Raw genomic sequence first — 13,289 nt, 5'->3', positions numbered from 1 at the left:
AGCTTTGTATCAAGTGGTCAATTGTAGGCTGTGTGCCCAAGCACCCAGGTTTTCCAATGATTCTGTTCTTTGTGCGCCACCGCCGTCCCGCAGTGACTTCACAGAAACCGTGTTTTGAGCCAGTTCATCGGTCCCAAAAATGAGGGCGAAATGTGCGCCACTGGTATCGGCTTTTTTGAACTGGCTCTTCATGCTGCCAATTCCCTCACCCGATCCCGCATGCATTTGAACGTGGACACCCAAGGCGCGCAATTGACGCAAGTGCTTCAAGACAACTGGCAAGCTTTGCGCATCAGGCACGATGGCATAGGCGTGTGGTACGGCCGTGGGCACTGCTGCCCCCTGCTCTTCCAGCAAAGCCAAAACCCGCTCGATGCCCAATGCCCAACCCACGGCTGGCGCAGGCTTACCACCGACTTGCTCGATGAGATAGTCGTATCGACCACCGCCACAAACCGTGCCTTGAGAACCGAGTTGATCGGTGATGAATTCAAACACCGTCAGGTTGTAATAGTCCATACCCCGCACCAAGCGGGGGTTCAAAGAATATTGAACGCCATTGGCGTCCAAGATTTGCCGCAAGGCATTGAAATGCGCCAAAGACTGCTCACCCAAAAAGTCCATCAAGCGAGGCGCGGCTTCAACCACATCCTTCATGGCTGGATTTTTGGTGTCCAAAATTCGCAATGGGTTGGAATACAGACGGCGCTTGGCATCCTCGTCCAACACTTCTTGGTGTTTTTCGAAATGTGCAATGAGCGCTGCGCGGTGAGCCAAGCGCTCGGGCGGTTGACCCAAACTGTTGAGCTCAAGGCGAACATCTTTCAAGCCAATGGCTTTCCACAAATCGTGGGCCAGCAAAATCACTTCGGCATCAATTTCAGGACCCTGAAAGCCCAAGACTTCTGCGCCAATTTGATGGAACTGTCGGTAGCGCCCGCGCTGGGGACGTTCGTGACGAAACATGGGGCCCATGTAGTAGAGGCGCTTACCGCCTTCGTAGAGCATGTTGTGCTCAACAACCGCACGTACCACACCCGCTGTACTTTCGGGCCTTAATGTGAGGGCCTCACCGTTGAGCCTGTCTTCAAAAGAGTACATCTCTTTTTCGACAATGTCAGTGACCTCACCCAGGCCACGCACAAACAAGGCGGTAGGCTCGACGATGGGCGTGCGAATGTTCCGATAGGCATAGCGCGCCATCAAATCTCGTACGGTGCCTTCTAACCATTCCCACTTGCCAGACTCACCTGGAAGGATGTCGTTCATGCCTTTGACGGCAGTGAGTTTTTTGAAAGCTGCAGCCTTGGGGCTGGCCTCGATCGATTTCTTGTCAGACATAAAATTCAATGGGCAGTGCTTGTGGTGTTGCCAAACCTTTGCTCGATGTACTTAGACACCAGTTCTTGAAATTCTTGGGCAATGTTGTCACCCCGCAAGGTGAGTTTCTTTTCGCCATCAATGAAGACCGGTGCAGCGGGTGCTTCGCCTGTGCCAGGCAAACTGATGCCGATGTCGGCATGCTTGCTTTCGCCGGGGCCATTCACGATGCAACCCATGACGGCCAATTTTAAGTTCTCAACGCCCGGGTATTGCGAACGCCACACCGGCATTTGTGCACGTAAAAAATCGTCGATTTGTTTGGCCAACTCTTGGAAGGTGCTGCTGGTGGTGCGGCCGCAACCAGGACAGGCGGTCACACTGGGCACGAAAATTCGCAGGCCCAGGGACTGCAAAATTTCAGAGGCGATGACCACCTCTTGCGTGCGGGCTTCTCCGGGCTGGGGCGTCAGTGACACACGGATGGTGTCACCAATGCCTTCTTGCAGCAAAATGGACAAGGCTGTGGCAGAAGCCACGGTGCCTTTGGTGCCCATACCGGCTTCGGTCAAACCCAAATGCAAAGAATAGTCTGTGCGTCGGGCCAACTCTCTATATACAGCAATCAAATCTTGCACGCCTGAAACTTTGCAAGACAAGATGATTTGCGAACGTGCCATGCCCATTTCATGGGCTTTGTTGGCAGAGGTGATGGCCGAAGTGATGAGCGCCTCGTACATCACTTGGCGAGATTCCCAGGGCGTTGCGCGTTGGCTGTTTTGGTCCATCAACGAAGCAAGCAATTCTTGGTCCAAGCTACCCCAATTGACGCCAATGCGAACGGGCTTGTTCCACTTCATGGCCGCTTCAATCATTTGGCCAAATTGCAAGTCGTGCTTGTCGCCCTTGCCCACGTTGCCTGGGTTGATGCGGTATTTGGACAAGGCTTCTGCGCACGCAGGATGATCGTTCAACAAGCGATGTCCGTTGTAATGGAAGTCGCCAATGAGGGGCACATCAATGCCCATCTTGTCGAGTTGATCGCGAATGTGCGGTACGGCCTCAGCAGCTTCAGGTGTGTTGACGGTCAAGCGCACCATTTCAGATCCCGCCAGAGCCAATTCCTTGACTTGAATGGCTGAGCCAATGACATCCACCGTGTCTGTGTTGGTCATCGATTGCACACGTACCGGTGCATTGCCACCCACCGTGACAATGCGTTGCCCCCATTGGACAATGGCTTGCAAACTGCGTCGAGGCAAAGGTGAGGCGGCTGGAATAGCGACGGGCTCTTTCATTTGTTTGTCTCTGATGGCGGGTTGGAAGAAGATGGGCTTGCAGTTGACGTAGATCCAGCCGTGGGCGTTGCAACTGAGGGGGATGTCGCAACAGGCGGCGCAACAGCCGACGGCGTTGCGCTGTCGTACACCATGGCTTTGGGCAAATCTGTTTGTGCCGCATCCGTTGAAACGGGCTCTTGAACCGGCGGCATGGTTGGCACCACCTCGTTGGTTACAAACAGACTGTCCAGGTTGAATGAAGTCACAATCCAACGCGTGCCAAAGACCAAACTTGAGAGAATCAAGAGCAAAGCCAATAGCCCCAGTTTCAAGCCCATTCCCATGGAATTGGGATTGGAAGCGCTGGGACCTGACTGATACGAAGGCGAAGTGTCTGCCCCCAAAATATGCAATGGCTTCAAACCATTGGTGGCGGCTGGCATCAGGGCCAACACGGGATCAGGATCAATTTTGACAAAACGACACACCTTGGCAGCCAAGGCACGGGCAAAAACGGGGCCCGACAACAATTCAAACTGGTCAGCTTCAAGCGCCTCAAGCTGTTTGATCGAGACTTTCAAATTGACTGACAACACAGCCATGTGCACTCCTGCACGCTCACGACCCGCTTTGATCAATGCACCTGGCGAAGCGGGCATCAGCGGCATGACAACGTCTTTCAAGGATTCAGTCATAAGATGCCTCCACTTGGTATGCGCGCCATTGCACTGAATTTGAAAATAGAAGTCCTAACATCTTGCCCCAATGGTTCTTTTTAACTGCTTGATTTTGCCGTTGTGCGAGTTGCACAGACAACCATAGCGATTGTGCACTGACAGAGGGAGAATCGTTCACTTTGTCTAGAATTTTCTCAGCTTCTGCGTCTCTTCCTAGCTGAATTTTGAGACTGGCCAAAACAAGCGCTTCAGAAATAAAGCTGGGCTGACGTTGGAACGACTCATTCATTTTCAAATGCGCCGCTTCCCATTGCTGGTTTTGAAGCAAACAAATGCCCCACATCCACAAGCTTTTGTCTCTTTCCAAACCCTCAGAATGGCGTTGCGCCAGCTCAAATTTCAAAAAAGCAGACTCAAAAAGCCCCTGTTCGCATTCAAAAACGCCCCAGTTATGGGCAATTTGAGCACTTCGAGGCGCTAAATGACTGGCTTTCTGGAAAAAACTGCCAGCCAAGGCCAAACGACCTTGTTTTTGATAAATAACCGCTTTCAGCCCAAAAGCCTCGGGAAGTTGAGGCGAAAGTGTCAAGACTTGGTCTGTTTCCAGCATGGCCAGCGAGAACAGTTCTGCATGCAAATAAGCCGTTGCCAAAGCCAAACGCGCTTGAATTTGGGCGTCTGTCTGGGCTTTTGCAGGGATCGCCAGAAGGAGGCTCAATGACAGAGAAAGCAAACAGTTTGAAAGCAAATGCAAGAGCCCAATGCCAAAACCCCCCTTCAATGAGGGGGTTGGCAAGCTGTAAGGCATCAAGACAGATCGGGTTTTGGGGTTGTGGGTTTTGAAACCCACTGAACCGGCACTGCACGTTGCTGGGCAATCCGGCTGGCCACGTCGGTTCGATCTTTGACATCACCCGCCAGTTGACCGCAAGCCGCATCAATGTCATCGCCCCGCGTCTTTCGAACTGTGGTGACAAAACCTGCTTGGATGAGGACTTCAGCAAACTTGGCGACAGTAGCATCGTCTGACCGCAACAATCCAGATTCTTTGAAGGGATTGAAGGGAATCAAGTTGAATTTACAACGCAAACCCTGCGCGGCATGGCGTTTGATCAACTGCACCAATTCTTGTGCGTGTACAGGTTGATCGTTCACGCCCTTCAACATGCAATATTCAAACGTGATGAAATCGCGTGGTGCTTTGGCCAAATAAAGCGTGCACTCGGAAAGCAATTCATCCAAAGGATATTTGCGATTGAGAGGGACCAAATTGTCGCGTAGCACGTTGTTGGGTGCGTGCAAAGAAACGGCCAATGCCACAGGACAATCCTGAGACAAACGCGTCATCATGGGCACCACGCCCGAGGTCGACACGGTGACGCGACGCCTTGACAAGCCATAGCCGTGATCGTCGAGCATGGCTTTCAATGCGGGAACAAGGGCAGCATAATTTTGCAAAGGCTCGCCCATGCCCATCATGACAACATTGGAGATGACACGGTCGGTTTGCTTCAGATAATTGCGCAGAAAATGTTCGGCAAACCAAAGTTGCGCCAGTATTTCTGCAGTGGTGAGATTGCGGCTGAAGCCTTGATGTCCCGTTGAGCAAAACCGACAGCCTACCGCACACCCCGCTTGCGAAGAGACACACAAAGTACCACGGTCATCTTCAGGGATGAAAACGGTTTCGACAGCATCACCATTGCCCACATCAAACAACCATTTGATGGTGCCGTCTTTGGAAATTTGTTGAGAAAGAATGGGCAAAGCCGCCACATGGGCATGTACTTTGAGCTTTTCTCGGAGGGACTTGGCAAGGTCGGACATGTCGTCAAACTGGGACATGCCGCGCTGGTGAATCCAGCGAAAGAGTTGGGTGGCGCGAAAACGTTTTTCGCCCAGCCCTTCACAAAAAACGGCCAAGCCTTCAAGGTCAAAATCAAGAAGGTTGGCCGTCATCGCGGAAGAATGAAGTTTCTATGCCGCTGGGAAAGGGCTGAAAAAACTCAGCAGCTATTAACGTGAGTAAACGTTCATGCCTGGGAAGAAGAAGCTGATTTCAACAGCAGCAGTTTCTGCGGCGTCAGAACCGTGAACGGCATTGGCATCGATGCTGTCAGCGAAGTCAGCGCGAATGGTGCCAGGAGCAGCCTTCTTAGGATCTGTAGCGCCCATCAGGTCGCGGTTTTTCAAGATGGCGCCTTCGCCTTCCAAAGCCTGAATCATCACAGGACCGGAAATCATGAAGTCAACCAAATCTTTGAAGAAAGGACGCTCTTTGTGAACAGCGTAGAAGGCTTCAGCTTCACCGCGTGACAAATGTGCCATTTTGGCGGCGACAACTTTGAGGCCAGCAGCTTCGAAACGAGCGTAGATTTGACCGATGACGTTTTTAGCGACTGCGTCAGGCTTGATGATGGACAGTGTGCGTTCGATTGCCATGATGAGATTCCTCAAATTTATTTTAAAAATGGATCTTAAAAACTGTGTTTTTAAAGCGGGGTTGCACTAAAGCAAGCCCACTATTCTAACCCGACCTAGGGGTTTCCCCATAGGTGAAAAGGATTTGTCAGCCAATGTGGGCTGCCCTTTGAAAAGCCGACTTCAAAAAGCTTAGCGGCTGCGTCCACCGTTGCGGCGTGGCCCCCCAGAGCGGCCGCCAGGTCCTTGTTCCTTGCGCTGCCGGCTGAAACTGTCGGCACCAATGTAGCCAACAGATGTTTTCATGGGGTCAGGTTGTCCGCCTTGGGCTTGACCACGTCGTTGGCCTCCTGCGCCTTGGCCAGGTTTTTTGGCGCCAAATGCACGATTGCGCGGATTTTGGGTTCGCCGACCCTCAGGACGTGCAGGTTTGGCCGGTAGGGCGTCCTCCACATCGCGCGCAGTACCCGCTTTGTTGGCGGCATGCGTTAGCGCACGAATGTCTGCTTCGTCCAGTTCCATGAAGGTGCTCCGGCGCAAGCCGTGAGGCAGGACCATGGCGCCGTAGCGAATGCGGATCAAGCGACTGACCGCATGTCCAACAGCCTCCATCATGCGGCGCACTTCTCGGTTGCGGCCTTCGGAAATGGTGACTCGGTACCAACAGTTGGAGCCTTCACCCCCGCCGTTTTCAATCGAGCCAAATTGGGCCATGCCGTCTTCCAACATGACACCGTCTAACAATTTTTGCTTTTCCTCGTTGCTCAGTGCTCCCAAAACGCGCACTGCATATTCGCGCTCTAAACCAAAACGTGGATGCATTAAACGGTTGGCCAACTCACCTGAATTGGTAAACAGCAACAAACCTTCTGTGTTCAAGTCAAGGCGCCCCACAGACTGCCATTTGCCTTGCTGCAAACGCGGTAACTTGCGAAACACGGTGGGTCGGTTTTTAGGGTCATCGTGCGACACGATTTCACCCGCAGGCTTGTGATAAGCAATGACCCGGGGTGGCGGCGGATCAATGCGGACACGAATGGGACGGCCATTGACTTTGACCTGATCGCCAAACTGTATGCGTTGACCAATGTGCGCTGGCTCATTGTTCACAGAAATGCGGCCCTCTAAGATCAACTGTTCCATCTCTAAGCGAGAACCTAAACCGGCTTGTGCCAATACTTTGTGGAGCTTGGGCGACTCGGCTTGGGGCGCCAAGACTCGCTTGGTTAAGAGGGGGGAGACATGGCCTTCAGCCGCTTGGTCAAATTGTCCAGACACCACGTCTTCAATGGCGATCGGCCGAAAGATGTCGTGATCGACATCCTGAGATTGCGCTGCCGAATTGAGCGCTTCAGAACTGTCTGGCTTTGTAGGGGAATCCGGTGACTCAGGCAACTCAGTCATTGGGTGGGCTTTCTGGCGCATCCGCAGATGGCGAATGGGTGTCGGTGGGATCAATGGCTTCGGCTGCGTCATGGATGAGGGAAACCGTATCCACAACCGTATCTGCTGTCGTCTCAACTGCAACCAAGGCCTCATCCAAAGACAAGGAAGTTTGGGTACCGTCTTCGTCTGCTGGATTTAAAGTGGCCAACACAGCAGCTTGTCCTTCGACACTGCTCAACAAAGGCAATTGGTCCAAAGATGACAAGCCCAAATCGTCAAGGAATTGACGCGTGGTTGCATAGAGACCAGGCCGTCCAACAGACTCTCGGTGACCGATGACTTCAACCCATCCGCGATCTTCCAACTGCTTCAGGATTTGGGTGTTGATGGTGACACCGCGAATGTCTTCCATGTCGCCACGTGTCACTGGCTGTCTGTAGGCAATGATGGCCAGAGTTTCCATGACGGCGCGGGTGTACTTAGGGGGCTTCTCAGGATTGAGCCTGTCCAGATACATGCGAAGTTCGGGGCGACTTTGAAAGCGCCATCCGGTCGCAACTGAAACCAGTTCCAAGCCACGCTCGGCCCAGTCAAGTTGCAACTCTTCTAAAAGAACTTTAAGGGTGTCAGCGCCTAGAGCGTCTTCAAACAACACGCGCATGTCACGAACTGTGACAGGCTGGGTTGAGCAAAGCAACGCTGTTTCAAGGACACGCTTGGCCTGAGCCGTATTCATGGTGTCAGTCTTCCGGGATAAATGCGCATAGAGCGCGAACTGAAACGCACACGGTGAGAGGTTTTAAACCTACAAGGGCACAAGGCCACTCGGTGCGAGACATCAAAAGAATTCGAGCCATTCAGAAGAACCACTCGGGCCTGGAATCAGGTTTTTTCATTGTAACTGAGCGACCAAGCCTTCAGCAAATCTTGAAAATCAGGGGGCAAGGCGGACTGGAAACTCAGCTTTTCAGCAGTGATGGGGTGTTCAAAGGCCAGTTGCTCTGCATGCAAGGCCTGCCTTGGCATCAAGGACTCTGCGCTACCGCCATAAAGGCTGTCGCCGACCAAAGGCAATTGAAGAGAGGCCATGTGGACCCGAATTTGGTGCGTACGCCCCGTCTCCAAAATGCAACGCACCAAGACGCCCTGCTCACTTTGGGCCAGCACATGGAAATGGGTGGTGGCAGTTTTTCCCGAGTTTTTGGCCAAATCCACCACCGCCATGCGAAGGCGCTGCGCAGGATCGCGCCCGATGGGCAAATCCACAGTTTTTTGTTTAGAACCTGACCAAGCTTTGTCACTGATGGCCAAGTACTGACGTTTCACCTCCCGTGCCGCTATTTTTTTAACCAAGGCATCCATGGCTTGGCGCGTCCTGGCCACCACCATCAGACCACTGGTGTCTTTGTCTAACCTGTGCACGATGCCCGCTCTGGGCAAATCCATCAATTGGGAATCAAGACCCAAAAGCCCATTCATCAATGTCCCTGACCAATGCCCAGGCGCTGGGTGAACCACCATGCCCACAGGCTTGTCAATGATCCGGAGGTGGGCATCTTCATAGACAACTTTCAGATCCATTTGCTCTGGCTTGAAGGCCTGAGACTGGGGCGTGGCCCTGAGTTCGATGGTCCAAGCCTCGCCGGCTTTGACCTTCAGCGATGATTTCAGGGCGGTCTGGCCAGCACGGGTGACGGCACCATCCTCTAATAGCTGCTGCAAATAACTTCTGGAAAACTCAGGCACAGCAGAAACCAACAGGCGGTCGATCCGCTGCCCATGGAAATCAGGGCCCACCACGATGTCGCGAATCTCGACTTGCGGCATATGAGCACCCTGCTCCGCCAAGGCTTCGTCCACAAGATCATCAGTCTCGTCTAGATCTGAGGGGCTCGATATAATCAATTTGGTTTATTTCCAAGGTTGCCAGATGTTGAAGATCAGATTATCGGTGCTTGCGCTTACGCTTGTTGGCTTGGCCGCCACATTCCTGACAGGATGTTCAAGCACGCCTGCTGATCCCACGGCGGCTTGGGCCCCCGAAAAGATTTACAGCGAGGCCCGTGATGAGGTCAATGCCGGAGCATGGGACCGCGCAGCCATGTTATTCGATAAATTGGAAGGCCGCGCTGCAGGTACGCCATTGGCGCAGCAAGCTCAAATTGAAAAAGCTTATGCGCAATACCGCGCCACAGAAAAAGTGCAGGCCATTGCCACACTGGATCGGTTTCTCAAATTGCATCCCGCCAGCCCCGCCGTCGATTACGCCTTGTACCTCAAAGGCTTGGTTAATTTCAACGACAACTTGGGACTGTTCTCTTTCATTACCAAACAAGACTTGTCCGAGCGTGACCAAAAGGCTGCCAAAGATTCCTTTGAGTCTTTCAAAGAATTGATCACGCGCTTTCCTGATTCCAAATACAGCCCTGATGCACGCCAGCGAATGACCTACATCGTCAATTCACTGGCATCCTACGAAGTTCATGTGGCGCGCTACTACTACAGCAAAGGTGCTTATGTGGCCGCCGTGAACCGTGCGCAATTGGCCATCACAGATTACCCGGGCGTTCCTGCGATCAAAGAAGCCTTGGAAATTTTGATCAAGTCTTATGACGCATTGGGAATGCAAAACCTCAAGGAAGATGCACAACGTGTGTTGGACAAAAATTTCCCCACGCCTCCTACACCTGTGAATCAGAAGTCGGGATCGTGGTGGAAATTTTGGTAAGTTGAGTCAATGCCAATTCAAAATCTGCTTCGTTGCTGATTTTGCGCATGGGTGGCAAACAAGCCAACAGTCGTTTGCCATAGGACATGCCCGTCAGGCGGGGGTCACACACCACCAGCAAACCTGTGTCGGTTTCACTTCGAATTAAACGACCAGCACCCTGCTTCAATGCCACTGCAGCCTCTGGCACGCTGTAATCTGAAAACGAGCTTTTCCCCATCAGTTCAAGGCGCTGTGAACGCGCCTCAACCAAAGGGTCGTTGGGCGGTGGAAACGGCAGTTTGTCAATGACCACCAATTGAAGTGCGTCTCCTGGCACATCAAAGCCTTCCCAAAAAGAGGCTGAAGCGACCAACACACAACCCAAGCCGCCTTGGCTGGCGCCCTCCCTGAATCGCTCCATCAAGCGTCGTTTAGGGCCTTGGCCTTGCACCAAAATTTCCAATTCACCACTGTGCCCTAAAGAAGCAGTGAGGGCTTCACCAATATTGCGCATGGCATTCAAGGTGGTGGTGAGGACCAAGGTGCGGCCGCCCAATTGTCTGGCGTATTTTTCGACCCAACTGGCCACGCTGCGCATGTGGTTGAAATCGTTGGGTTTGGGCATGCCCTGCGGCACATAAAGTGCAGACATCAACTCATAATCAAACGGACTGGCCACTCGAAGCTTGCGCGCATCCCCAAGTCCGCAAGGCTCGGTGAACCAGCGCATTTGCGCATCTTCACCCAAAGTAGCCGACGTGAAGACCCATGCACGTTGCGCTTGAGTTGGTGAGGCTGCATCTTGCGTTTCTTCAAGGTTTGGAGCCTGCTCAACACGCTGAATCATGTGCGTCTGAACCGCCCGCGAAATGTCCAGTGGAGACTCGACCAAGCGCATCTGAGTACCGACCTCCACCCAGCGAACTGAACCTTCAGCACAAGGCGCTTGGAAATCTTGTAACAACTTCAATTGCAAACCAACCCGTTCATGCAAGCGCACAAAGTCGGGGGCCATTTCGCTGACAGTGTCCAAGGCTGCTTGTGCGGCATTGAAGGCCACCTCCAATTGCGCCATGGCTGTGAGCCAGTCTGCCGTTTCAATCTCATCGGGAATGGGCTCTGCCCATCGCAAGCGAGAGCCGGGTCTGGCGTGTTGCGCCGTCAGGCGCAGATCGCGAGTGGACTTTTCCAGCACACTGCAAATGAGATTCCAATCGACCAAACCTCTGGCCAATTGCACACCCGCACCCAAAATATCGCGTGTCAACTCCAGCAGTTGGCTGGTGCTGAGATGCCTGCCTAAAAAATTGATGCCAATTTCGTTGAGTTGATGTGCTTCGTCAAACACCACAGCTTGAACAGAAGGCAGCAGTTCAGCCATACCGGTTTCGCGAACGTTCAAATCTGCAAAAAACAAATGGTGGTTGATGACCACCACGTCGGCTGCCATTGCTTCTTTGCGGGCAAGGTTCACATGGCAAGATTTGAATTGAGGGCACGGCGAACCCAGACAGTTATCGCGATTGGAGGTGACCAGTGGAATAACAGGTGATCGATCGTCTAGGCCAGACAGTTCTGACAAATCGCCCGTGCGCGTGGACTGAGCCCACGTTTCAATTTTGCTGAGTGCATGCGCATGAACGCGCAAGGAGGCATCGCTGCTTTGCCGCGCCTGCGACAAGCGCTGTGTGCACAAATAACTGCCACGACCTTTGAGCAAGGCCACTCGGATGGGCAGGTTGAATGCATCAATCAGTCTGGGAATGTCACGTGAAAACAGTTGATCCTGAAGTGCTTTGGTGGCCGTGGACACCAAGGCACGCTGACCACTTAAAAGAACTGGTACCAAGTAAGCATAAGTTTTACCGACGCCGGTACCTGCTTCAACAACCAACTCGCCCCCTGCGGCGATGGTTTCAGCCACAGCCAAGGCCATCTCTGTTTGCCCTGCCCTCGGTTTGAATTGCGAATTGGCATTCGCCAAAACGCCTGTTGGCGTGAAGGCACTGGCAACTGATTCAAAGTAAGAAATCAATTAGCGCCTTTGCTGCTGGCCTTGTCCGACAAGCGTTGTTGACGGTCTAGTTCTTTCAACTCTCGCTCTTTGGCATTGAGTTGAATCTCGCGTTGATTCAAAGGCGCCAAGGCTTGGTATTTTTGGCGTCTGGCGAGCGCCAAGCAGTCGTTCACCGCAAACTTTTGCCAGCAGGCTTTTGATGTGCTTTGAAATAGATCGAGAACTTGCTTTTTCTCTTGCTCAATGGCAGCCCGCTGCGCTTGAATGTCACCAAGCTCTGGTGCTGTGACATTGATTGACTGTGCACACACAGCAACACCGCCAAACAAGGCCAGCATGCCAATCAGGTGACGCAGTGGAAATGTCAATGTCATGTGATGTGCGTATCGACGGTTCGGTGTTCCAGTGCCAAAAATTCAGAAGACTGCATTTCATGCAAGCGTGAAATGGTTCGCGGGAACTCGTGGGCCAAAGGTCCTTCGGTGTAGAGCGCTTCAGGCTCTACCTCGGCGGAAAGGATCAATTTAACACGACGGTCGTAAAGAACGTCGATCAACCATGTAAATCTTCTTGCTTCTGATGCCAAGCGGGGCGGCATCATGGGCACGTTACTCAAAAGAACGGTATGAAACTGGGTGGCAATTTCCAAATAATCGTTTTGAGAACGTGGTCCGCCACACAAAGCTCTGAAGTCAAACCAAACCACGCCACCGGCGCGTCGTTTGCTGGTGATTTCTCGCGCTTCAATGTGAAGAATCGGATCTTCATCAGGGCCACTGGCCAGTCTTGTAAAAGCTTCCGCCATTTCAGCATCAGCCTCTGAGCCCAATGGACAGTGGTAAAGCTTCACCATCTCTAGGGTACGGCGACGATAGTCGGTGCCATTGTCGACATTCAGCACTTCCATGCGCTGATTCAAGAGCGCAATGGCTGGCAGCAATCGATCGCGGTGCAAACCATCGGGGTACAAGTTGTCGGGTTTGAAATTGGAGGTGGTGACAAAGCTCACGCCATTTTCGAAAAGTGATACCAACAACCGATGCAAGATCATGGCATCGGTAATGTCGGCCACGTGAAACTCATCAAAGCAAACCAGTTGATACCGCTTTGCCATTCTGCGACCTAATTCGTCTAAGGGGTTTACCGTGCCTTGCATCAAGGCCAACTCACGGTGAACTTCGCGCATGAACTCGTGAAAATGCAAGCGCGTTTTATCTTTGACGGGCACCGCGTTGTAGAAGCAGTCCATCAAAAAACTTTTGCCACGACCTACACCACCAAACATGTAAACGCCACGAGGCAGCTCAGGTTTTTTCTTTAAAAACCTCAGCGGGCTTTTGATGCTTTCTTGATAAGCCGCCCATTCCTGTGCGCAACGCTCTAAAGCCTCAACGGCACGGAGTTGTGCAGGGTCCGCCTGATAACCTCTGTTCAGAAGTTCTTGGTCATAGGCTGAGCGAACGGACATGGGCAAATGC

The 13,289-nt window shown here is 52.6% G+C and carries 13 protein-coding genes; 1 reads left to right on the top strand and 12 read right to left on the bottom strand.

What is annotated here, in order from left to right; translation table 11 throughout:
- Positions 1 to 9: 9 nt before the first annotated feature.
- From hisS to B9Z46_RS00335, 9 genes are all read right to left on the bottom strand, one after another.
- Positions 10 to 1,341 (bottom strand): histidine--tRNA ligase, encoded by a 1,332-nt coding sequence (gene hisS / locus B9Z46_RS00375; protein ID WP_108254144.1) that lies wholly within the window; start codon positions 1,339 to 1,341, stop codon positions 10 to 12.
- A gap of 5 nt (positions 1,342 to 1,346) precedes the next feature.
- Positions 1,347 to 2,618 (bottom strand): flavodoxin-dependent (E)-4-hydroxy-3-methylbut-2-enyl-diphosphate synthase, encoded by a 1,272-nt coding sequence (gene ispG, locus B9Z46_RS00370; RefSeq protein ID WP_055360809.1) that lies wholly within the window; start codon positions 2,616 to 2,618, stop codon positions 1,347 to 1,349.
- Positions 2,615 to 3,295, bottom strand: a complete 681-nt coding sequence (locus B9Z46_RS00365) for a RodZ family helix-turn-helix domain-containing protein (protein ID WP_108254143.1) — start codon at positions 3,293 to 3,295, stop codon at positions 2,615 to 2,617. Before B9Z46_RS00365 ends, ispG begins: the two co-directional genes overlap by 4 nt.
- Positions 3,288 to 3,995 (bottom strand): hypothetical protein, encoded by a 708-nt coding sequence (locus tag B9Z46_RS00360; RefSeq protein WP_146179211.1) that lies wholly within the window; start codon positions 3,993 to 3,995, stop codon positions 3,288 to 3,290. The genes B9Z46_RS00365 and B9Z46_RS00360 overlap by 8 nt, the downstream gene beginning before the upstream one ends.
- Positions 3,996 to 4,084: 89 nt before the next feature.
- Positions 4,085 to 5,236, bottom strand: coding sequence for a 23S rRNA (adenine(2503)-C(2))-methyltransferase RlmN (gene rlmN / locus B9Z46_RS00355; RefSeq protein ID WP_108254141.1), 1,152 nt, complete (start codon positions 5,234 to 5,236; stop codon positions 4,085 to 4,087).
- 57 nt (positions 5,237 to 5,293) lie between these two features.
- The gene (gene ndk / locus B9Z46_RS00350) at positions 5,294 to 5,719 is read right to left on the bottom strand and encodes a nucleoside-diphosphate kinase (protein ID WP_055360813.1); all 426 of its coding nucleotides are present in this window, start codon (positions 5,717 to 5,719) and stop codon (positions 5,294 to 5,296) included.
- 171 nt (positions 5,720 to 5,890) lie between these two features.
- Positions 5,891 to 7,123 carry a pseudouridine synthase gene (locus B9Z46_RS00345; RefSeq protein ID WP_108254140.1) on the bottom strand — a complete coding sequence of 411 codons (1,233 nt, stop codon included), beginning with the start codon at positions 7,121 to 7,123 and terminating at the stop codon, positions 5,891 to 5,893.
- Positions 7,095 to 7,820, bottom strand: coding sequence for an SMC-Scp complex subunit ScpB (gene scpB, locus B9Z46_RS00340; protein WP_108254139.1), 726 nt, complete (start codon positions 7,818 to 7,820; stop codon positions 7,095 to 7,097). Before scpB ends, B9Z46_RS00345 begins: the two co-directional genes overlap by 29 nt.
- Positions 7,821 to 7,966: 146 nt before the next feature.
- Positions 7,967 to 8,911, bottom strand: a complete 945-nt coding sequence (locus B9Z46_RS00335) for an RluA family pseudouridine synthase (protein ID WP_108254138.1) — start codon at positions 8,909 to 8,911, stop codon at positions 7,967 to 7,969.
- 103 nt (positions 8,912 to 9,014) lie between these two features.
- Between B9Z46_RS00335 and B9Z46_RS00330 the strand changes: the two genes are divergently transcribed.
- Positions 9,015 to 9,812: an outer membrane protein assembly factor BamD gene (locus B9Z46_RS00330; protein ID WP_108254137.1), complete on the top strand. Its 798-nt coding sequence runs from the start codon at positions 9,015 to 9,017 to the stop codon at positions 9,810 to 9,812.
- Here the strand turns inward: B9Z46_RS00330 and B9Z46_RS00325 are convergent.
- From B9Z46_RS00325 to zapE, 3 genes are read right to left on the bottom strand one after another with little or no spacing between them, the layout of a single operon-like run.
- Positions 9,766 to 11,826: an ATP-dependent DNA helicase gene (locus B9Z46_RS00325; RefSeq protein ID WP_369907411.1), complete on the bottom strand. Its 2,061-nt coding sequence runs from the start codon at positions 11,824 to 11,826 to the stop codon at positions 9,766 to 9,768. The genes B9Z46_RS00330 and B9Z46_RS00325 overlap by 47 nt on opposite strands.
- Positions 11,826 to 12,185 carry a hypothetical protein gene (locus tag B9Z46_RS00320; RefSeq protein ID WP_108254136.1) on the bottom strand — a complete coding sequence of 120 codons (360 nt, stop codon included), beginning with the start codon at positions 12,183 to 12,185 and terminating at the stop codon, positions 11,826 to 11,828. Before B9Z46_RS00320 ends, B9Z46_RS00325 begins: the two co-directional genes overlap by 1 nt.
- Positions 12,182 to 13,279, bottom strand: a complete 1,098-nt coding sequence (gene zapE / locus B9Z46_RS00315) for a cell division protein ZapE (protein WP_108254135.1) — start codon at positions 13,277 to 13,279, stop codon at positions 12,182 to 12,184. The genes B9Z46_RS00320 and zapE overlap by 4 nt, the downstream gene beginning before the upstream one ends.
- Between the last annotated feature and the right edge of the window lie 10 nt (positions 13,280 to 13,289).

The sequence above is a fragment of the Limnohabitans sp. Hippo4 genome, assembly GCF_003063605.1.
Taxonomy (GTDB): Bacteria; Pseudomonadota; Gammaproteobacteria; order Burkholderiales; family Burkholderiaceae_C; genus Limnohabitans_A.
This window is presented reverse-complemented; position numbering and strand designations above follow the sequence as displayed.